General features: G+C 67.6%; 18 protein-coding genes. 9 read left to right on the forward strand and 9 right to left on the reverse strand.

Features of this window, described 5'->3' with window-relative positions; all coding sequences use genetic code 11:
• Positions 1–50 precede the first annotated feature (50 nt).
• Positions 51–1,025, reverse strand: coding sequence for a LysR family transcriptional regulator (locus DTA15_RS29855; protein WP_006483560.1), 975 nt, complete (start codon positions 1,023–1,025; stop codon positions 51–53).
• 164 nt (positions 1,026–1,189) lie between these two features.
• Positions 1,190–2,164, reverse strand: a complete 975-nt coding sequence (locus tag DTA15_RS29860; RefSeq protein WP_006483565.1) for a GlxA family transcriptional regulator — start codon at positions 2,162–2,164, stop codon at positions 1,190–1,192.
• 116 nt (positions 2,165–2,280) lie between these two features.
• Between DTA15_RS29860 and DTA15_RS29865 the strand changes: the two genes are divergently transcribed.
• Positions 2,281–2,964 (forward strand): DJ-1/PfpI family protein, encoded by a 684-nt coding sequence (locus tag DTA15_RS29865; protein ID WP_006483566.1) that lies wholly within the window; start codon positions 2,281–2,283, stop codon positions 2,962–2,964.
• Positions 2,965–3,023: 59 nt separating this feature from the next.
• On the forward strand, positions 3,024–3,335 hold the full coding sequence (locus DTA15_RS29870; RefSeq protein WP_021033176.1) for a cupin domain-containing protein: 312 nt from the start codon (positions 3,024–3,026) through the stop codon (positions 3,333–3,335).
• 37 nt (positions 3,336–3,372) lie between these two features.
• On the opposite strand, the gene DTA15_RS29875 is transcribed toward DTA15_RS29870, so the two are convergent.
• A complete protein-coding gene (locus DTA15_RS29875; protein WP_006483555.1) occupies positions 3,373–3,657 on the reverse strand; it encodes a PAAR domain-containing protein in 285 nt (94 codons plus the stop codon).
• A gap of 584 nt (positions 3,658–4,241) precedes the next feature.
• On the opposite strand from DTA15_RS29875, the gene DTA15_RS29880 reads away from it, so the two are divergent.
• The gene (locus DTA15_RS29880) at positions 4,242–5,129 is read left to right on the forward strand and encodes a LysR family transcriptional regulator (RefSeq protein ID WP_006483559.1); all 888 of its coding nucleotides are present in this window, start codon (positions 4,242–4,244) and stop codon (positions 5,127–5,129) included.
• A 246-nt stretch (positions 5,130–5,375) separates the two neighbouring features.
• Positions 5,376–8,483, forward strand: a complete 3,108-nt coding sequence (locus tag DTA15_RS29885) for a transglycosylase domain-containing protein (protein ID WP_006483259.1) — start codon at positions 5,376–5,378, stop codon at positions 8,481–8,483.
• A gap of 39 nt (positions 8,484–8,522) precedes the next feature.
• Here the strand turns inward: DTA15_RS29885 and DTA15_RS29890 are convergent, their stop codons facing one another.
• Entirely contained in the window at positions 8,523–8,870 is a 348-nt protein-coding gene (locus DTA15_RS29890; RefSeq protein WP_012492425.1) for a GFA family protein, read from the reverse strand.
• Between the two features lie 148 nt (positions 8,871–9,018).
• Between DTA15_RS29890 and DTA15_RS29895 the strand changes: the two genes are divergently transcribed.
• Positions 9,019–9,264, forward strand: a complete 246-nt coding sequence (locus tag DTA15_RS29895) for a DUF1272 domain-containing protein (RefSeq protein ID WP_006483256.1) — start codon at positions 9,019–9,021, stop codon at positions 9,262–9,264.
• A gap of 34 nt (positions 9,265–9,298) precedes the next feature.
• Here the strand turns inward: DTA15_RS29895 and DTA15_RS29900 are convergent, their stop codons facing one another.
• Positions 9,299–9,982, reverse strand: a complete 684-nt coding sequence (locus DTA15_RS29900) for a FadR/GntR family transcriptional regulator (RefSeq protein ID WP_034178258.1) — start codon at positions 9,980–9,982, stop codon at positions 9,299–9,301.
• A 138-nt stretch (positions 9,983–10,120) separates the two neighbouring features.
• On the opposite strand from DTA15_RS29900, the gene dgoD reads away from it, so the two are divergent.
• Positions 10,121–11,269 carry a galactonate dehydratase gene (dgoD, locus tag DTA15_RS29905; protein ID WP_006483258.1) on the forward strand — a complete coding sequence of 383 codons (1,149 nt, stop codon included), beginning with the start codon at positions 10,121–10,123 and terminating at the stop codon, positions 11,267–11,269.
• 164 nt (positions 11,270–11,433) lie between these two features.
• Here dgoD and DTA15_RS29910 read toward each other — a convergent pair whose 3' ends face one another.
• Positions 11,434–12,366 (reverse strand): CopD family protein, encoded by a 933-nt coding sequence (locus DTA15_RS29910; protein ID WP_006483260.1) that lies wholly within the window; start codon positions 12,364–12,366, stop codon positions 11,434–11,436.
• Positions 12,367–12,741: 375 nt separating this feature from the next.
• Between DTA15_RS29910 and DTA15_RS29915 the strand changes: the two genes are divergently transcribed.
• The 3 genes from DTA15_RS29915 (at position 12,742) to DTA15_RS29925 (ending at position 16,395) form a co-directional block, all read left to right on the forward strand.
• Positions 12,742–13,506, forward strand: a complete 765-nt coding sequence (locus tag DTA15_RS29915; RefSeq protein WP_006483254.1) for a c-type cytochrome — start codon at positions 12,742–12,744, stop codon at positions 13,504–13,506.
• Between the two features lie 19 nt (positions 13,507–13,525).
• Entirely contained in the window at positions 13,526–14,824 is a 1,299-nt protein-coding gene (locus DTA15_RS29920; RefSeq protein ID WP_006477897.1) for a c-type cytochrome, read from the forward strand.
• 137 nt (positions 14,825–14,961) lie between these two features.
• Positions 14,962–16,395 carry a DEAD/DEAH box helicase gene (locus tag DTA15_RS29925; protein WP_006497357.1) on the forward strand — a complete coding sequence of 478 codons (1,434 nt, stop codon included), beginning with the start codon at positions 14,962–14,964 and terminating at the stop codon, positions 16,393–16,395.
• Here DTA15_RS29925 and DTA15_RS29930 read toward each other — a convergent pair.
• The 3 genes from DTA15_RS29930 to DTA15_RS29940 all read right to left on the reverse strand — a co-directional run bounded on the left by DTA15_RS29930 (position 16,389) and on the right by DTA15_RS29940 (position 19,761).
• Complete coding sequence (locus tag DTA15_RS29930; protein WP_006484466.1) at positions 16,389–16,895, reverse strand: hypothetical protein; 507 nt, start codon at positions 16,893–16,895, stop codon at positions 16,389–16,391. The genes DTA15_RS29925 and DTA15_RS29930 overlap by 7 nt on opposite strands.
• Positions 16,896–16,965: 70 nt before the next feature.
• Positions 16,966–17,793 (reverse strand): ferritin-like domain-containing protein, encoded by an 828-nt coding sequence (locus DTA15_RS29935; RefSeq protein WP_006484464.1) that lies wholly within the window; start codon positions 17,791–17,793, stop codon positions 16,966–16,968.
• Positions 17,794–18,120: 327 nt separating this feature from the next.
• Positions 18,121–19,761: a gamma-glutamyltransferase family protein gene (locus DTA15_RS29940; RefSeq protein WP_006484465.1), complete on the reverse strand. Its 1,641-nt coding sequence runs from the start codon at positions 19,759–19,761 to the stop codon at positions 18,121–18,123.
• Positions 19,762–19,834 lie beyond the last annotated feature (73 nt).

Consider the following 19,834-nt stretch of genomic DNA (forward strand, 5'->3'; position numbering starts at 1 on the left):
GCACGCGGTGTCGCGCGCTGCCCGCCTTCAGGCCGCGCGCTGCGCCGCGACTACGCCACCACCGCGCCGCGCTGCGCATCCGGCGTCTGCGCCCGCAGCTTCCCCCGCCAGTTCTCCCCGCCCTCCAGCGCCGGCGTCGACTCGAACACCTCCGCGATCCAGTCGGCGAACACGCGCACCTTCTGCGACAGATGCCGGTTGTGCGGATAGACGATCGAGATCGGTTTCGGCTTCGGATTGCAGTCCGGCAGCACCTCGACGAGCGATCCGTCGAGCAGGTTCGGCAGCACCATGAACAGCGTCGGCTGGATCATCCCGAAGCCTTCGAGCCCGCACGTCACGTACGCATCCGAGTCGTTGACCGTCACGCTGCCGTTCATCCGCACCTCGAACGGCTTGCCGTCGATCATGAACACCCACGGAATCGCCCGCGCGCCATGGCTCGACCGGAAATTCACCGCATGATGTTCGACGAGATCGGCAATCTCGTTCGGCTCGCCGTGACGGGCGAGGTAATCGGGCGACGCGCACGTCACGCGCTTGAGCATCCCGATGCGCCGCGCGACCATCGACGAATCCTCGAGCGGGCCGACCCGGATCATGCAGTCGATGCCTTCCTCGACCGGATCGACGTAACGGTCGGACAATCCCAGCTCGAGCGTGATGTCCGGATAGCGCTGCCGGAAGATCGACAGCGACGGCAGCACGATGCGCCGCCCGAGCGAACTCGGCATGTGGACGCGCAGCACGCCGCTCGGCTTGCGGTTGCCGGTCTGGAAACTCGCGTCGGCCTCGGCGATCTCCGCGATGATCTTCATGCAATGCTCGTAGTACGCGGCGCCCTCCGGCGTCAGCGACAGCCGGCGCGTCGTCCGGTGCATCAGGCGCACGCCGAGCAGCGCCTCGAGATTCTGGATGATGGTCGTCACCGACGCGCGCGGCATCGCGAGCGTGTCGGCCGCCCGCGTGAAGCTGTTCGCGTCGACCACGCGGGTAAAAACTTCCATTGCCTGGATTCGGTCCATGCTGCTTCCCCCTTCGAATCGCCAACGGAACAGAATAGAGCGCGCGGCAAGCGCGGCACAAGCCCCCGTCTATTGTTCTCCGATACCGAATAGTTTCGACGCTTCGGACTGGAAATCGCGTCGTTTCCGTGCAGTTCCGGGCGAGCCCGCTCATCCGTCGTACGTTACCGCACGAACCGCTCGCGATATCCCTGCGGCGACACGCCCAGCACGCGCACGAAACTGCGCCGCAGCGTCTCCTCGGAACCGAAGCCGCAACGCCCGGCGATCCGCTTGACGGACCACGCCGTTTCGCCGAGCAGGCGTTGCGCGGCCTCGACACGGATCTGTTCGACCGCGCGCGCGGGCGTGCGGCCAGTTGCCGCGCGATAGTGGCGCACGAAACTGCGTTCGCTCATGCTCACGCGCTCGGCGAGCGCGGGCACCGACAGGTCGGCCGTCAGGTGCTCGGCCATCCATGCGTGCAGCTCGCCGAACCGGTCGGCGGTGCGCTGCATCGACAGCATCGTGCTGAACTGCGCCTGCCCGCCCGGACGCTTCAGGAACACGACGAGTTCGCGCGCGACGTCGAGCGCGGTCGCCCGCCCGAGATCCTCCTCGACCAGCGCGAGCGCGAGATCGATGCCAGCCGTCACACCGGCCGACGTCCACAGCGCGCCTTCGCGGATGAAGATCGGGTCCGGTTCGACGCGCACGTTCGGATAGCGCGCCGCGAATTCGTCGCAGCGCGCCCAGTGCGTGACCGCGCGCCGCCCGTCAAGCAGGCCGGCTTCGGCGAGCAGGAACGCACCGGTGCAGACCGACGCCACGCGCCGCGCGCGCCCGGCCTGCTGCCGCACCCAGCGCACCATCCGCGCGTCCTTCGACGCCGCATGCACGCCCTTGCCGCCGGCGACGATCAGCGTATCGGGATGGCGCGCGGCCGCGCGCAGCGACTCGGCCATCACGACGAGGCCCGACGACGTCTCGACCGGTCCCGCTTCGACGGCCACGACGCGCGGCGCATACGGCGCCGGCTGCCCGCGCTCCAGCGCGAGCTCGTTGACGGACGCGAATACCTGCAGCGGGCCCGTCACATCGAGCAGTTGCGCACGGGGAAACGCGAGGACCAGGATCGAACGCGGGGCGGCGGCAGGCATGGCGATTGGCTGAAAACGTGGGGGATATGGCAATTTCGCCAAACACTACGCGCCTAGAATCGATCTGTCCATCCCGTGCCGAACGGCGCGCGTTCCCTTCCTCTCGGAGTCTTCGCATGACCCTGCATATCGGCCTTCTCGTCTTTCCGGGCGTCCAGCAACTCGACCTCACCGGCCCGCACGACGTGCTTGCATCGCTGCCCGACGCGGCCGTCCATCTGGTGTGGAAGTCGCGCGACGCGGTCGCGTCGAGCAGCGGCCTCGCGCTCGCACCGACCTGCACGTTCGACGACTGCCCGCCGCTCGACGTGATCTGCATCCCGGGTGGCATCGGCATCAACGAGCTGCTGCTCGATGCCGAAACGATCGCGTTCGTGCAGCAGCGCGCGGCCACCGCGCGCTACGTGACGTCGGTCTGCACGGGTTCGCTGTTGCTCGGCGTGGCCGGCCTGCTGCGCGGGCGGCGCGCGACGACGCACTGGGCCTTCCATGCGCTGCTCGAACCGCTCGGTGCGATACCCGTGCGCGAGCGCGTCGTGCGCGACGGCAACCTGGTCACGGGCGGCGGCGTGACGGCCGGCATCGACTTCGCGCTGACGATCGCCGCGGAGCTGGTCGGCGAAGAAGAAGCGCAGGCGATCCAGCTGCAACTCGAATATGCGCCGGCGCCGCCGTTCGACGCCGGCTCGCCCGACACCGCGCCGGCCGCGGTCGTGAAGCGCGTCACCGAACGTTCGGCCGCCGGCTTCGCGAAACGCAAGCAGATCGTCGAGCACGCGCTGCGCGCGACGCCGCGCTGAATGCGGATGTCGGAACAATCATGGGAAAGCAGCGCGCACGCGTGCGGGAGACCATCTCGATGAACATCATCCGGAGCGCCGCATTCACCGCGGACCGCGCGTGGGGCGCCCTCGACATCGCGAACCTGAACGGCATCACGGTTCGGCTGCACTGGACCGACCAGCCGTATCGCTGGCACGTGAACGACGGCGAGGAGGTATTCGCGGTGCTCGACGGCCGCGTCGAGATGCGCTACCGCGAGGCAGGCGTCGAGCATGCGACGGTGTTGGAGACGGGCGACGTCTTCCACGCGACGGTCGGCACCGAACACGTCGCGCATCCGCTCGGCAGCGCGCGCATCCTGGTGATCGAGACCGAAGGCAGCGTCTGACGGCGAGCCTCGGAGGCTCGACGCCGCGCGGTGGGCGTTACCCCGAGATCGTGCCGGTTGCCTGCGATGCGATCAGTTTCGGCAGCGGCGTGCACTGGCACTGACACAGGTCGTGCTCGAGCGCGACGACCTTGCCCATCACGGTCATCGTGCGCTCGCCGCCGTCCGACACGATCACGCCCGGCGACTTGCACGCCGCGCAGAACACGGCTGCACCGAGATACGCGAGTTCGCGCCCGTCGAACGACGAATTGGCGATCCCTTCGAGCACGACGCCGCCATGATCGGTCGTGTCGCCCTTCAGAATGAATTTGCGGCTCATGATGTCGGTTCTTCCCTCGGAAACGCCGCGCAACGCAACCGCGCACGGGTATCGTGATACTGCCCGTCGGTCGCGGGCGTCCCGCGAGCATATCACCGCTCGCCACGGCCGCGACGCAGGCCCTCCGCATCGGGCGGCCGTCGCAACACGCCTTCGCCGCACACGGCTATTCGGCGTCGCGGTGTGCTCACACACCATGACGCGTCGAACCCGCCTGCCTGCGACGACCCGTTCCCCTGTTCCATCGGAGCCGTGCGCCGGCACGATCGCATGAAGTCGTCATGGCGATCAGGACACAGCCGGTTCGGCATCGCATTGCATCGATAATGCTGATGCTTTAATGAAAAAAATAGCCTATATTTTCGTACAAGTACTAAATACAAATACATCAAAAAGGCTTAATAGAAAGCCGATTCGAATCATTCATTCGACGCCCTTTCCACCTCAAAACCTACCATTCTCCGACCGTTCGCACACCCGATAAACACGCTATTCCATAATAAACATTCATTAAAACGGGGCGTTAAAATTCAGTAAACCGATAGATAGAATTCAATCAATGCCTTCTGTTTATCGATAAGAAAATGGACGAACTCCTACCGATGCGACTATTCGTCAAGGTCGCCGAACTTCGTAGTTTCGCGCGCGCCGCCACGGAACTGAACATCTCCAATTCATCGGCCACCCGCCTCGTCATGAGCATCGAGGACCGGCTTGGCGCCCGCCTGCTGAATCGCACCACCCGCAGCCTGTCGCTGACCGACGCAGGCCACCTCTATCTGGCGCAGATCCGTCACGTGATCGACGAAATCGACCGGGTCGAGGAAACGATCGCGTCGATGCATCACGAACCGATCGGATCGCTGAAAATCGCCGCGCCGGTCATGTTCGGCATGCACGTGCTCGCGCCGGCCATCGACGCGTTCAAGATGCGCCACCCGGCCATCGTGCCGGAGGTCACGATCGTCGATCGTCACGTCGACCTCGTGTCGGAGGGCTTCGACGTCGGGCTGCTGCTGTCCCAGCACATCAGCAACAACACGCTGGTGAAGCGCCCGCTCACGCGGCTCAAGCAGATCGTCTGCGCCGCACCGCACTATGTCGACCGGCATGGCGCGCCCGCGCATCCGCACGACCTCGCGTCGCACGCGTGCCTGTCGTTCCATGCCGACTTCATGGGCGAATACCTGTCGTTCGATCACGACCAGACGCGCATCACCGTGCGCCCGAACAAGTCCGCGTCGTCGAACAACGTCGGGCTGATCCGCAACTGGGCGCTGTCCGGCATGGGCATCGCGGTCCTGCCGGACTTCCTCGTCCAGTCGAATCTCGACGACGGCCAACTGCTCGCGCTGCTGCCCGGCTATCGGCTCGAGACGCTCGAGATGAACGTCGCATACCCGAGCCGCCGTCACTTTCCGCGCAAGGCCCGGCTTTTCGTCGATCACCTGATCGACCATTTCGTCGGTTGAATGAAGGGTGGCATCGCACACCATTTTTCACACCGATTCGCCGCCGCCCGCGCGGCCCTCGCCTGGTCGCGGCGGCGCGCCGGCAGGCGCCCCGACGGCCCGCGAGCCGCCGCGCGGCTCGCGTGGGCACGCCTGTTGCGCCGGCGCATCTCGGTAGTCAACCGCCCTTGGCAGCCCGCCGCGGAGGACTACACTAATCCTTAATGGGGTGCGGCCGGATAACCGCGCCCTCAGGGAGACGCCGCCATGAATCGGCCGCTGAATCGTATCCTGCCGCGCGTGACCGGTCCCGCCTCGGTGTGGACGTGGGTCAAGTGGTCCTTGCTCGCCGCACTGTTGATCGCGGTCGCGATCGTCGCACGGCTCGTGCAGACCGAGATCGAAACGTCCCGGTTGCAGGCGCACTACCTGTCCGAGCTCACCCGCGACGTCGGCTACACGGTCGAGGCGGGGCCGAGCGATCACATCCGCTTCCCGGCAAACGGCCCGTACGACCAGCGCTTCGGCTACGCGATGATTCCCGCGTTCCAGCAGCGGCTGCTCGCACGCGGCTTCGTCGTCAGCGAGCAGGCGCGCGATTCGCAGCGGATGCTGTCGCTCGGCGAGCGCGGGCTGTTCCTCCCTTACGAAGAGAAAGACCAGACGGGCCTGATGCTGTTCGATTCGACCGGCTCGCCGCTGTTCGCGACCGTGTTTCCGCAGCGCGTCTATGCCGATTTCGACACGGTGCCGCGCGTGATCACCGATTCGCTGCTGTTCATCGAGGATCGCTACCTGCTCGATGCGAACGAGCCGAACCGCAACCCGGCGATCGACTGGGGACGCTTCAGCCGCGCGCTCGCCGACCAGGCGCTGCACGTCGTCAACCGCCACCAGGCGCGCCCGGGCGGCAGCACGCTCGCGACGCAGATCGAGAAGTTCCGCCATTCGCCCGAGGGCCGCACCGCGACGCCGCCCGAAAAGCTGCGGCAGATCGCCTCCGCGTCGGTGCGCGCCTACCTGAACGGTCCGCAGACGATGCTCGCGCGCCGCACGATCGTCGTGCGCTACCTGAACTCGGTGCCGCTCGCCGCGCGGCCGCACGTGGGCGAAATCACCGGCATCGGCGACGGTCTCGCCGCGTGGTACGGCCGCGACTTCAACGACGTGAATCGCGTGCTGTCCGCGCCGACGACCGGCGACAACGTCGATCAGCAGGGCAAGACGTTCCGCGAGGTGTTGTCGCTGCTGATCGCGCAGCGCGCGCCGTCGTACTTCCTGAACCGCGGCTATCCGGCATTGCAGAAGCTGACCGACAGCTACCTGCGGCTGCTGTCGAACGGCGGCGTGATCTCGCCCGCGCTGCGCGATGCCGCGCTCGCCGCGCAGATCGAACGCAGCGCGCCGCCGGCCGCCGCGCGCGTGCAGTCGTTCGTGTCGCGCAAGGCCGTCACGTCGGCGCGCGCGTCGCTGCTGTCGGCGCTCGGCATCAGCGACCTGTACCAGCTCGACCAGCTCGATCTCCAGGCGACCAGCACGCTCGACAACGGCGTGCAGCAGGCGGTCGCCGCGCGGCTCGCGCAAGCGTCGACGCGTGAAGGCGCACAGGCCGCCGGCCTGTACGGTTTCGAAATGCTCGCGCCGAAGGACGACCCGTCGCACCTCACGTACAGCTTCACGCTCTACGAACACCGCAACGGCGCGAACCTGCTGCGCGTGCAGACCGACAGCGTGAACCAGCCGTTCGACGTGAATCGCGGCGGCCGCATCAATCTCGGCTCGACCGCGAAGCTGCGCACGCTGATCACGTACCTGCAGATCGTCTCCGACCTGCATGCGCGCTACGCGAACCTGTCGAACGCGGAGCTCGCGCGCGTGAAGCCCGATCCGATCGACGGGCTGTCGCGCTGGGCGCTCGACTATCTGTCGCATACGCGCGACCGCTCGCTGCAGGCGATGCTCGACGCCTCCGTCGAACGCAAGTATTCGGCGAGCCCGGACGTGTTCTACACGGGCGGCGGCGCGCAGGTGTTCTCCAACTTCGAGAAGTCGGACAACGGCCGCATCATGACGCTGCACGCGGCATTCGAGCATTCGGTGAACCTGGTGTTCGTGCGGCTGATGCGCGACATCGTCCACTACGAGACGCTGCAGGCGGCCGGGCCGTCGTCGTCGTGGCTCAACGATCCCGCGCAGCGCCAGCACTACCTGCAGCAATTCGTCGACGGCGAAAGCCAGGTCTACGTGAAGCGCTACTACACGCGCTATGCGGGCAAGGCGCCCGACGACGCACTCGCGCTGATGCTGCGCGACGTCCGCAAGTCGCCGCCGAAGCTCGCGACGGTGCTGCGCAGCGTCGCGCCGAACGAATCGCTCGCATGGTTCAATGCGCAGATGCGTGCGCAACTGAAGGGCACGCCGGCCGCGACGCTGTCCGACGACGATCTCGCCGCGCTCTACGCGAAATACGCGATCGACCGCTTCAATCTCAACGATCGCGGCTATATCGCGAGCGTCCATCCGCTCGCGCTGTGGACGCTCAACTACCTGCGCGCGCATCCGGGCGCATCGCTCGCCGAGGTTCAGCGCGACAGCCGCGATGCGCGTTTCTACACGTATTCGTGGCTGTACAAGACCCGCTACCACGCGACGCAGGACCGGCGCATCCGCCGCATGGTCGAGCTGCGTGCGTACGCGGAGATCACGAAGTCGTGGCGCGCGCTCGGCTATCCGTTCGCGGAAGTGACGCCGTCGTATGCAGCCGCGATCGGCGCATCGGGCGACCAGCCCGACGCGCTCGCGAAACTGATCGGCCTGATCGCCAACGGCGGCCAGAAGGCGCCGACCGAAACGATCACGCGGCTCGATTTCGCGAAGGGCACGCCGTACGAAACGCGCTTCGTGCGCGCGGCCGCGCAGCCGCAGCCGATGCTGTCGCCGGAGATCGTCAACGTGACGCACACGCTGCTGCGCGACGTCGTGCTCAACGGCACCGCGCGCCGCCTCGCGGGCGGGCTCACGCTGCCGGACGGCAAGACGCTCGACGTGTACGGCAAGACGGGGACGGGCGACCAGCGCTTCAACGTCTATGCGCGCGGCGCGCGGCTGATCGAGTCGCGCAAGGTCAATCGCAGCGGCACCTTCGTGTTCGCGCTCGGCGACCGGTTCTTCGGCGTGCTGACGGCGACCGCGCACGAGCCGTATGCGGCGCGCTACGACTTCACGAGCGCGATGGCCGTGCAGTTGCTGAAGTCGATGGCGCCGGCGCTCGCGCCGCTGATCGAACGCCCGGCCAGCGCCGGCACGCGCACCGCCGGACCGGCGCCGCAAGCGGAAACGCCCGCGCCGAACGCGGCGGCCGTGCAACCGTCGTGACGCGATCGCGGCCCGCAGGCGCCCGCGCCGATGCGCCGCTCAGTGCGAGCGGCCGTCGTAATGCGTGACGGGCAGCGCGTCGAGGTCGACGCCTTCCAGGCAGCGCACGTTGATCGCGGCCATCGCGGTGCCGTCCGGATGGACGCCTTCGCCGAACGCATGAATCCCGCAGCGCTTGCAGAAGCGATGCTGGATCACGTGCTTGTTGAACATGTAGGTCGCGAGATGCTCGTCGGGCGTCAGCAGCTTCATGTGATCGCGCGGCACGAACCACATCAGCGCGCCCTTGCGCTGGCAGATCGAGCAGTTGCACGCCATCACGCCCTGCAGGTCACCTTCCGCCTCGAACGTCACGTCTCCGCAATGACAGCTTCCGCGATAAAGCATGGTCATCTCCCGGTGCAGCCCGTGCGCATCGCCGGCGCCCGGGCGGGACACCGTTGGCCGGGCCGATCCAAGCGCGTACAGTAGCGCTCGCATGCGCCGCACGCAATGCCCGGGCGGCGCCCATCCCTCACCGACCCAGGAGACCGTCATGCTCGAACTGCGCCCCGGCTGCGAATGCTGCGACAAGGACCTGCCGCCCGATTCGGCGGAAGCGCGCATTTGCACATTCGAATGTACGTTTTGCGCGACCTGCGCGGACGACGTGCTGAAGGGCCGCTGCCCGAACTGCGGCGGCGACCTGGTCGCCCGCCCGCGGCGGCCGGCGAGCCTGCTCGCGAAGTACCCGCCGTCGACGGAACGCATCCACAAGCCGGGCGGTTGCGCGAACGCCTGACGGCACGCCGCCGGCGCCGCCCGCCTCGCGTCCGTCACGACATCTCGATCCGCGCGCGCGTCACCGCGAGCAGCATCGCCATCGCGTGGCGCGCGCCGTCCTCGTCGCGCACGCGGATCGCGTCGCTGACGGCCGTGTGCTCGGCAAGCGACGCGTTGTACACCTCGGCCCGGCGCGCGTTCAGCTGCAGTTGCGCCTCGAGCGTGCGATCGATCAGCGCGCCGAGCGGCACCAGCAGCTCGTTGCCGCCGGCCTCCAGCACGCTCAGGTGAAAGCGCAGGTCGGCGCGCACCCATTCGTCGACGTTGCGCGCGGCGGCCATCGCCCGCACCGCGTCGTCGATCGCGTCGAACGCTTCGGGCGTATGGGTGCGCGCGGCCAGCGCGGCCGCGTGCGGCTCGATCATCTCGCGCATCTCCTGCAGCTTCAGCGCGAACGCGAGCGGCGGCGCGACGCGCGCATACCAGTCGAGCAGGTCGGCATCGAGCAGGTTCCACGCACGACGCGGCCGCACGCGCGTGCCGACCTTCGGCCGCGATTCGACCAGCCCCTTCGACGTCAACGTGCGCAGCGCCTCGCGCATCACCGTGCGGCTCACGCCGTACATCTCCATCAGGTCGGGTTCCCTCGGCAGCAGCGATTCGGGCGGATAGTCGCCGCGCAGGATCGCCGTCGCGAGCCGGAAGGCCGTCTGTCCATGCAGGTCGCGTTGAATGATCGTTCTCCGTCGGGCGGGCTGCCCACTATCTGCACATTAATGCTATTAATACTATTTTTTATTCGACTACGCTAGGATAACCGCGAAAGCACGGATCGTGCGCCCCGGCCGCGCCGGTCAATCATGGAGACTCGCGTCATGAAAATCACCCGCCTCGAAACTTTCGTCGTTCCGCCCCGCTGGCTGTTCCTCAAGATCGAAACCGACGAGGGCATCATCGGCTGGGGCGAGCCGGTCGTCGAAGGCCGCGCGCACACCGTCGAGGCCGCCGTGCAGGAACTGGCCGACTACCTCGTCGGCCGCGACCCGCTGTTGATCGAGGATCACTGGCAGGTGATGTACCGCGCGGGCTTCTACCGCGGCGGCCCGATCATGATGAGCGCGATCGCGGGCGTCGACCAGGCGCTGTGGGACATCAAGGGCAAGCATCACGGCGTGCCCGTGCACGCGCTGCTGGGCGGCCAGGTACGCGACCGCATCAAGGTGTATTCGTGGATCGGCGGCGACCGCCCGAGCGACGTCGCGAACAATGCGCGCGCGGTCGTCGAGCGCGGCTTCAAGGCCGTGAAGATGAACGGCTCCGAAGAGCTGCAGATCGTCGACACCTACGACAAGGTCGAGCAGGTGATCGCGAACGTCGCGGCAGTGCGCGACGCGGTCGGCCCGCACGTCGGGATCGGCGTCGACTTCCACGGCCGCGTGCACAAGCCGATGGCGAAGGTGCTCGCGAAGGAACTCGACCCGTACAAGCTGATGTTCATCGAGGAGCCGGTGCTGTCGGAGAACGCCGAAGCGCTGCGCGACATCGTCAACCAGACCAACACGCCGATCGCGCTCGGCGAACGGCTGTACTCGCGCTGGGACTTCAAGCACATCCTCGCGGGCGGCTACGTCGACATCATCCAGCCGGACGCGTCGCACGCGGGCGGCATCACCGAGTGCCGCAAGATCGCGACGCTCGCGGAAAGCTACGACGTCGCGCTCGCGCTGCACTGCCCGCTCGGGCCGATCGCGCTCGCCGCGTGCCTGCAGCTCGACGCGGTCAGCTACAACGCATTCATCCAGGAACAGAGCCTCGGCATCCACTACAACCAGGGCAACGACCTGCTCGACTACCTGCGCAACCCCGAAGTGTTCCGCTACGAGGACGGCTTCGTCGCGATCCCGCAGGGCCCGGGGCTCGGCATCGACGTGAACGAGGAGAAGGTGCGCGAGATGGCGAAGACCGGCCATCGCTGGCGCAACCCGGTGTGGCGCCACGCGGACGGCAGCGTCGCCGAATGGTGATGAACGCGTGAGATGACGAAGCCGGGTGGCGCGGCACGCGCGCCGCGCCACACGTTCGACACGGCCGCCCCGACCAGGCGGCCGTTCTTGCATCCGCGCCACGCCCGCCGCGCGCCGGCATCTCGCGTCGGGCCGCGCCGTTCGGTCGTCAGCCCGTTCGGTCGTCAGCCGAGCGCCGCGAACCCCGGCACGCTGAACGACAGCACGGCCGCCGCGACGAACACGCCGATCATCGTCATCCCTTCGAGATGCAGGATGTTGCGGAACGTGTGCGCGTCCTCGGTCGACGCGGTGCGGCGCAGACGCGGCAGCGCCGAGAAGCGGTTGAGCCCGCCGAGCACCAGCGCGAGCGCGACGAGCAGCAGCTTCAGCAGCAACACGCGTCCCCACGTGCTGCCGTCGAGCGGCGCGAGCGAGCCGCCGAGCCCGCGGATCGCGTTGAGCACGCCCGTCCCGAGCACGAAGACCACCGCGACGATCGACGTGCGCGACAGGTGCTGGCCGATGCGGATCAGCGCGCCGCGCGCGACCGACGACCCGAGCGCCGGCAGCACCGCGAGCCCGCCCGCGAGCACGAGGCCGCCCCAGACGGCGGTGGCCAACAGGTGCAGCGTCTGCACGCCGACCGCCGCGGACAGCACGCCGCTGTCGGCCGCATGCCCGAGCGACGCCTTGCCGGCCGCGACCACGATCACCGCGAGCCACAGCACCGCATGCGCGAGCGGGCCATCCGGCTTCGCGAGCGCGACGATCGCGAGCACCACCGCGCCGGCGAACGCGACGCTCCACGCGAAGCCCGTGTGCGTCTGCATCAGCATGACGGGGATCGCGGCGAACGCGCCGCCGAGCCCCGCGCCGCTCATCGTCGCGGCCTCGTAGACGAGCCAGCCGAGATCGGCGAGCACCAGCGCCAGCGCCGCCGCGACCAGCGAATGTTGCGCGCGCAGCCATGCGGGGTGCGACGGCGCGACGACCGGCCGCGCGCCGTCCTTGCCGAGCCACGCCTTGAGCAGCGCCGAGCCGACCGCCATCGCGAACGCCGCATCCATCAGCGCCGCGAGCGCGACCTGGCCGATCCACAAGCTGTCGAACTTCATCGCGCGCACCCTCCCGCAAGCGGCAGGCCGGCAATGCGGCGGCAACGGGACGGACAGCGTGAGGCAGGCAACGGCACGGTAAAAAACGTCATCGATGAATCCGGAAACGGGAGAAATGACTGGACCTGCGGCGCAGGCGCCGCGCGACCCGCGAGTGTACGGTCTTCGATGGTGAAAACGCACGCCGGTTCACACGGCCCCACCGCAATGCGCGTCAAATTGTCGCAAGTCGCAAACAGACAGGAACCGATGTCCTTTCGTCAAATAGCCGTCATTACCCATCGATGATAGAATGCCGCGTCGCAGCAGCCCGGCTGTCCTGCCGTCCATGCGCCGAGCCGATCGTAGCCCGGACAAGGTCCCCGACGAATAAACATGGAGTCTCGTGTGTCTTCAAGACGCCTCTTCCGTCCGCTGCTCGCCGTTCTGATGATCGGCGGCGCGGGCCTTATGAGCGCTGCCCAAGCGCAGACCAAGCCCACGGAGCAAGCGCACGCCCAGCAGGCGCCGCTCAAGGCACCCGATACCATGGCCGAGCGCGTGCGCGGCTGTACCGCATGCCACGGCGTCCACGGCCAGGGCACGGACAACGACTATTTCCCGCGTCTTGCCGGCAAGCCGGCCGAGTACCTGTACAACCAGCTCGTCAACTTCCGTGACGGCCGGCGCAAGTACCCGCCGATGAACTACCTGCTGACGTACCTGAGCGACGACTACCTGCGCGAAATCGCCGAGCATTTCTCGGCCGAACGTCCGCCGTACCCGACGCCGGCGAAGCCGACGCTGCCGGCCGCGACGCTCGCACGCGGCAAGCAGCTCGTCACGCAGGGCGACCCGTCCCGCAAGCTGCCGGCTTGCGTAGCCTGCCACGGCGCTGGGCTGACCGGCATGCAGCCGGCGATCCCGGGCCTCGTCGGCCTGCACGCCGATTACCTGAGCGCGCAGCTCGGCGCATGGCGCTCGGGCAACCGCCACGCGAAGGCACCCGATTGCATGCACGACATCGCCGCGAAGCTTTCCGACGAAGACGTGACGGCCGTGACCGCATGGCTCGCCGCGCAACCGGCGCCCGCCAACCCCGTGCCGGCCCCGGCGCGTTCGATGAAGACTCCGCTCGCCTGCGGCAGCGAACCGCAATAAGGCAAGGGAGACAGACACAATGAAACGCAAGTCCCTGTTTGCACTCTCGGCCGTCGCGATCGTCGCGGCTGCCGCCCTCGTGCCGGTCCTGTGGCCGGGCAACGACACGCTGCACGGCGCTGCCGCCGTCGCCGCCACGCCGGCCGACCAGGCCGCGCTGATCAAGAAGGGCGAATACCTCGCGCGCGTCGGCGACTGTATCGCGTGCCACACCGTGCGCGGCGGCAAGTCGTTCGCGGGCGGCCTGCCGATGGCGACGCCGTTCGGCACGATGTACACGCCGAACATCACGCCGGACGACCAGAACGGTATCGGCAAGTGGACGTCGGACGACTTCTACCGCGCGATGCACACGGGCCGCTCGAAGGACGGCAGCCTGCTGTACCCGGGCTTCCCGTTCGCGAGCTACACGAAGGTCACGCGCGCCGATTCGGACGCGATCTACGCGTACCTGCGTTCGGTCCCGCCGGTGTCGGTGCCGAGCCGTCCGCACGAACTGAAGTTCCCGTTCAACAACCGCAACCTGCTGATCGGCTGGCGCACGCTGTTCTTCAAAGAAGGCGAATACAAGCCGGACCCGACGAAGTCGGTCGAATGGAACCGCGGCGCGTATCTCGTCGAAGGCCTCGGCCATTGCTCGATGTGCCACACGTCGATCAACATGATGGGCGGCCCGGTGAGCTCGTCGGCGTTCGCCGGCGGCCTGATCCCGCTGCAGAACTGGTATGCGCCGTCGCTGACGAACGACAAGGAACTCGGCCTCGGCGACTGGCACGTGCAGGAGCTGTCCGACCTGCTGCAGGCCGGCGTGTCGCAGAAGGGTGCGGTATTCGGCCCGATGGCGGACGTGGTCCACAACAGCCTGCAGTACATGACCGACGAAGATACGCGCGCGATGTCGACGTACCTGAAGTCGATCCCGCAGAAGGCTGAAGCGCCGAAGAACATGCAGTACGAGCCGTCGAAGCAGTTCGGCAACGCGCTGTTCGACCAGGGCAAGAAGATCTACGCGGACAACTGCGCGACCTGCCACGCCGAAACCGGCGCCGGCAAGCCGCCGGCCTATCCGCCGCTCGCGGGCAACCACTCGATCATGATGGAATCGGCCGTCAACCCGATCCGCATGGTGCTGAATGGCGGCTATCCGCCGAGCACGTTCAAGAATCCGCGTCCGTACGGGATGCCGCCGTTCGCACAGTCGCTGTCGAACCAGGAAGTCGCGGCGGTCGTCACGTATATCCGGATGTCTTGGGGTAACAACGGTACGCCGATCTCGCCGCAACAGGTGAGCGACCTGCGTTCCGCGCCGCTCGACTAAGAAGCGGCTCACACAAACGGGGCGCGGCTGCGGGAAACCGCGGCCGCGCCCTTTTGCTTTTTGGCTGTTTTGCGATGCAGGTTTGCCGCGCGGGCCGCGCGACGCATCGCCGATCATAAAACTCAAGAGTGGTATCTATGTCTTTCGAATCTCTCGGCCTGGCCGAACCGCTGGTCAAGGCGGTCAACGAGCTCGGCTACACGTCGCCGACCCCGATCCAGCAGCAGGCGATCCCGGCCGTCCTCGGCGGCGGCGACCTGCTCGCCGGCGCACAGACCGGCACCGGCAAGACCGCCGGCTTCACGCTGCCGATCCTGCAACGCCTGCACACGTTCTACGCCGAGCACCGTGGCGCGAAGCGCGCGGTGCGCGCGCTGATCCTCACGCCGACGCGCGAACTCGCCGCCCAGGTCGAGGAAAGCGTCCGTGCGTACAGCAAGTACCTGAAGCTGCGCTCGACCGTGATGTTCGGCGGCGTCAGCATCAATCCGCAGATCGATGCGCTCAAGCGCGGCGTCGACATCGTCGTCGCGACGCCAGGCCGCCTGCTCGATCACATGCAGCAGAAGACCATCGACCTGTCGGATCTCGACATCCTCGTGCTCGACGAAGCCGACCGGATGCTCGACATGGGCTTCATCCACGACATCAAGCGCGTGCTCGCGAAGCTGCCGCCGCAGCGTCAGAACCTGCTGTTCTCGGCCACCTTCTCCGATGAAATCAAGGCGCTCGCCGACAGCCTGCTCGACTCGCCCGCCCTGATCGAAGTCGCGCGCCGCAACACGACCGCCGAGAGCGTCGCGCAGAAGATCCACCCGGTCGATCGCGACCGCAAGCGCGAGCTGCTCACGCACCTGATCCGCGAACACAACTGGTTCCAGGTGCTCGTGTTCACGCGCACCAAGCACGGCGCGAACCGGCTTGCCGAGCAGCTGACGAAGGACGGCATCAGCGCGATGGCGATCCACGGCAACAAGAGCCAGTCGGCCCGCACGCGCGCGCTGGCCGAGTTCAAGAACAGCACGCTGCAGGTGCTCGTCGCGACCGATATCGCCGCGCGCGGGATCGACATCGACCAGTTGCCGCACGTCGTCAACTTCGACCTGCCGAACGTGCCCGAGGATTACGTGCACCGGATCGGCCGCACGGGCCGCGCGGGGGCGACCGGCGAAGCCGTGTCGCTCGTGTGCGTCGACGAGAAGCAGTTGCTGCGCGACATCGAGCGGCTGATCAAGCGCGAGATCCCGCAGGAAGTGATCGCGGGCTTCGAACCCGATCCGAACGCGAAGCCGGAGCCGATCCAGCAGCGCCGCGGGCAGCAGCAACCGCGTGGCGGTGGCGGCGGCGGCAATCGCCAGCCGCGCGCCGGCGGCTCAGGCCAGCCGGCCGCGAAACGCGACGGCCACGCGCAACCGAAGGCCGCGAAGCCGCGCACGCAAGGCGGTGCCGGCGCCGGTGGTAACGGCGGCGGACGTCCGGCGGGCGGCGGCAACGGCGCCCGCCCGGCGAACGGCAACGCCGCGCACGCGAACCGCAACCGTTCGTCGCGCAGCGGCCAGCGCGGTCACTGAAGCCGCGCGGCCGCGCGCCGCAGGTGCTCGACCTGGCGTTGCCAGCGTGCGAGCACCGCGGCGCGCTCCCCTTCGAGCGTGAACGTGACGCCTGTCGCGAGACGCGCATAGCCGACCCGCTGCGCATCGCCGTGCGCGATCGTCGCAGCGAATCCGGCCAGTCCGCCGAAGTCTCCTTCGAGCGGCGCCATCTCCAGTTGCGCCTGAAAGAACGCACCGTCCGCGACGAGCGTCAACGCGGCCGTGCGCCGCTGCGCGATCGCGCGCGCCGCCCGCGACTGCGGCCAGAGCGCGATCAGCAGCGTGCGCGCATCGCGTGCATAGATCTCGCCGACGCCGAGCAGCGTCGTGCGCAACTGGCCGTCGTCGGTCGCGACGATCAGCGATGCGGCCATGTCGGCATGACGCTCGAGTGCGGTGCCGTCGAACCGCGACACGACGGTGGGCGGCCACGCGTCGAACGTCCATTGTTCGAGCGCGTGGCGATGGGTATCGGTCATGATGGCGTGGCCCCGGTGCGGATCGGATGAGGATGCGCCAGCATACGCGCGACGGGCCGTGCCGCGGCGATCAGCGCAGGAAAACGTGCCGCGTGATCTTCGTGAGTGGATAGTGGACGCCCGGCTGGATCTTCGCGGGCAGGTCGAGCGGCTTGAGCAGCATCTTCACGCACATGTCGGCCGACAGGTTGCGCCGGACGAGCGAATTGATGCGCGCGGCGCGCTCGCGGTTGTACTGGCTGTCGCCGACGCGATCCGGATAGCGGATCGCGAACACGTGGCGCAGCGCGATCTCGGAGTCCTCGTTCTTGATTTCCATCACGCGGCGCGCGAGGGCGCCGAGCACCGCGAGCCGGCCGTTGCCTTCGACCTGGTTGTACTTCTTGAAGAACTTGAAGAAGTGCTTGTAGTGACGCACTTCGTCCGTGCGGATGTTGTCGGTGATTTCCTTCAGCACCGGCTCGTCCGAGCATTCGTTGATCGCGCGATAGAGCGTGGCCGTGCCCGTCTCGACGACGCAGCGTGCGACCATTTCGAGCGCGCGGGTTTTTTCGAACGCCTCGACCGAGCAGGTCTTCGAATACTCGGCAAAGAAATTCGCGAACGCGGTATCCCAGTCGAACTCGGGCCACACGTGCGCGATGTACGCCTTCAGCGCGCGGCCGTGCTGCAATTCTTCGTGCTCCCATGCATTGTTGAGCCATGCGGAGACTTCCGGATCGTCATTGAAGAATTCGCTCAGATTGCTCGTATAGAGATCCGAGCCGCTCTCGATGAACGACGACGCGCACAGCAGCAGCAGCAGATCCTCGTTCGCGGCGGCACGCTGACGATCGATCCGGTTCAGGTCGATGTCCTCGATACGCCACGGCATCACATGCGTCGTTTTGGTGTCCATGGTAGTGCGCTCCCAGTCGTCGCGCGGAGGCCGGCCCATGCCTGGGGCACAGGCGCCAGCCGATCCGCAGGCGGCGTTTTACTTGCGTTTATAGTGAATCGGTCCGGCCGAACCATCTTGGCATCTTAGCCGGACTTTGATGTTCGTGCTCCAGAGCACTGACCATACCCGACGAGCGCAGTTCCACGGCGCCTGTTGCCGTGCGTTAGATGAGTCCTTCAAACCGCTTGCGCGTGCTCGACGGCAGGCGCCGCGCCAAATGAAAACGGGCGGCCGTCGGGCCGCCCGTCATGCCGGGACACTGCCAAGCAGGCTGGAAGCGATCCGTCAGAAACCGGCCGCCAGCCCGTCGCGCCGGCTGTCGCTCGCGGCCACGTAGCCGCGCTCCGGATCGTCGGGATCGAGGCGCCAGACGAACTGCCCCGATCCGAAATCCATGTAAGGATCGTCGATCGACTTGATCGTATGGCCGCGCGCGGCCAGCGCGTCGACCGTCGCGCGGTTCATCGTCGCCTCGACGTCGAGCGTGAAGTCGCGGTTGACCTTCCAGCGCGGCGCGCAACACGCGGCCTGCGGTTGCTGGCCATAGCCGAGCATCCGCACGATGGTCTGCAGGTGGCCTTGCGGCTGCATGTCGCCGCCCATCACGCCGAAGCTCATCACGGCCTCGGTGCGGCCATTGGCTTCCTCGGTGACGAACGCTGGGATGATCGTGTGGAACGGCCGCTTGCCGCCCGCGACGACGTTCGGCGAAGCCGGGTCCATCGAGAAGCCGTGCCCGCGGTTCTGCAGCGCAATGCCCGTGCCGGGGACGACGAGCCCCGAACCGAAGCCCATGTAGTTCGACTGGATGAAGCTCACCATCATCCCGCGCTCGTCGGCCGCCGACAGGTAGATCGTGCCGCCCGAATGCGGACGGCCGGCGGCGAAGTGCGTCGCCCGCGCGCGATCGATCAGCTTCGCGCGTTCGGCGAGATACGCATCGTCGAGCATCTGTTCGGGCGTGACCTCCATCGCGCGCGGATCGGCGACGTAGCGATAGACGTCCGCGAACGCGAGCTTCATCGCCTCGATCTGCAGATGCTGCGAATCGACCGAGTCGACCGGCCATTCGGTCACGCCCGCATGCTCGGCGATGCCGAGCGCGATCAGCGCGGCGATACCCTGCCCGTTCGGCGGAATCTCGTGAATCGTGTGGCGGCCGAAGCGCTTGCCGATCGGCTCGACCCATTCCGGCCGGTACGCGCGCAGGTCGGCTTCCGTCAGCGCGCCGCCGCCTTCGCGCGCGAACGCGGCGATACGCTCGGCGAGCGCCCCTTCGTAGAACGCACGGGCGCCGTCCTTCGCGAGCGTGCGCAGCGTCTGCGCATGACCGGGCAGGCACACGCGTTCGCCGACGAGCGGTGCGCGGCCGCGCGGCATGAAGGTGTCCGCGAAGCCCGGCAGGCCCTGCAGTTCGGGAACGGCCGCCGCCCACTTGTGCGCGACGATCGGCGGCACCGAATAGCCGCGCTCCGCGATCTCGATCGCCGGCTCGAGCAGGTCCGCGAACGGCAGCGAACCGAACTTCGCGTGCAGCGCTTCCCAGCCCGCGATCACGCCCGGCACCGTGACGGTGTCCCAGCCGCGCGTCGGCTTGTTCGCGATGCCGTGCGCGTCCTCGCCGTGGCGCTTGCGAAAGTAGTCGACGTTCCAGGCGGCCGGCGCCACGCCCGATGCGTTCAGCCCGGACAGCCGCTCGCCGTCCCACACGAGCGCGAATGCATCGCCGCCGAGCCCGCACGACACGGGCTCGACGACCGTGATCGCGGCGGCGGCGGCCAGCGCCGCGTCCACCGCGTTGCCGCCCTTCCACAGCATCCGCAACCCGGCCTGCGCGGCCAGCGGGTGCGACGTCGACACGACGTTGCGCGCGAACACCGGAATGCGGGTCGTCGGATACGGGTTGTGCCAGTTGAAGCCACTCATCGATACCACCTCGTCGAAAGCTGAATGAACGTGCCCCGCGTGAACGGGCAATCCGCCATTGCAGCGCGATCCG

This window comes from Burkholderia cenocepacia, from assembly GCF_900446215.1.
GTDB classification, from domain to species: Bacteria; Pseudomonadota; Gammaproteobacteria; order Burkholderiales; family Burkholderiaceae; genus Burkholderia; species Burkholderia cenocepacia.

Bases quoted from the DNA above. Each gene is read 5' to 3' on its own strand.
- DTA15_RS29855 (WP_006483560.1), bottom strand. From the start codon at position 1,025: ATGGACCGAATCCAGGCAATGGAAGTTTTTACCCGCGTGGTCGACGCG.
- DTA15_RS29860 (WP_006483565.1), bottom strand. From the start codon at position 2,164: ATGCCTGCCGCCGCCCCGCGTTCGATCCTGGTCCTCGCGTTTCCCCGT.
- DTA15_RS29865 (WP_006483566.1), top strand. From the start codon at position 2,281: ATGACCCTGCATATCGGCCTTCTCGTCTTTCCGGGCGTCCAGCAACTC.
- DTA15_RS29870 (WP_021033176.1), top strand. From the start codon at position 3,024: ATGAACATCATCCGGAGCGCCGCATTCACCGCGGACCGCGCGTGGGGC.
- DTA15_RS29875 (WP_006483555.1), bottom strand. From the start codon at position 3,657: ATGAGCCGCAAATTCATTCTGAAGGGCGACACGACCGATCATGGCGGC.
- DTA15_RS29880 (WP_006483559.1), top strand. From the start codon at position 4,242: ATGGACGAACTCCTACCGATGCGACTATTCGTCAAGGTCGCCGAACTT.
- DTA15_RS29885 (WP_006483259.1), top strand. From the start codon at position 5,376: ATGAATCGGCCGCTGAATCGTATCCTGCCGCGCGTGACCGGTCCCGCC.
- DTA15_RS29890 (WP_012492425.1), bottom strand. From the start codon at position 8,870: ATGCTTTATCGCGGAAGCTGTCATTGCGGAGACGTGACGTTCGAGGCG.
- DTA15_RS29895 (WP_006483256.1), top strand. From the start codon at position 9,019: ATGCTCGAACTGCGCCCCGGCTGCGAATGCTGCGACAAGGACCTGCCG.
- dgoD (WP_006483258.1), top strand. From the start codon at position 10,121: ATGAAAATCACCCGCCTCGAAACTTTCGTCGTTCCGCCCCGCTGGCTG.
- DTA15_RS29910 (WP_006483260.1), bottom strand. From the start codon at position 12,366: ATGAAGTTCGACAGCTTGTGGATCGGCCAGGTCGCGCTCGCGGCGCTG.
- DTA15_RS29915 (WP_006483254.1), top strand. From the start codon at position 12,742: ATGGAGTCTCGTGTGTCTTCAAGACGCCTCTTCCGTCCGCTGCTCGCC.
- DTA15_RS29920 (WP_006477897.1), top strand. From the start codon at position 13,526: ATGAAACGCAAGTCCCTGTTTGCACTCTCGGCCGTCGCGATCGTCGCG.
- DTA15_RS29925 (WP_006497357.1), top strand. From the start codon at position 14,962: ATGTCTTTCGAATCTCTCGGCCTGGCCGAACCGCTGGTCAAGGCGGTC.
- DTA15_RS29930 (WP_006484466.1), bottom strand. From the start codon at position 16,895: ATGACCGATACCCATCGCCACGCGCTCGAACAATGGACGTTCGACGCG.
- DTA15_RS29935 (WP_006484464.1), bottom strand. From the start codon at position 17,793: ATGGACACCAAAACGACGCATGTGATGCCGTGGCGTATCGAGGACATC.
- DTA15_RS29940 (WP_006484465.1), bottom strand. From the start codon at position 19,761: ATGAGTGGCTTCAACTGGCACAACCCGTATCCGACGACCCGCATTCCG.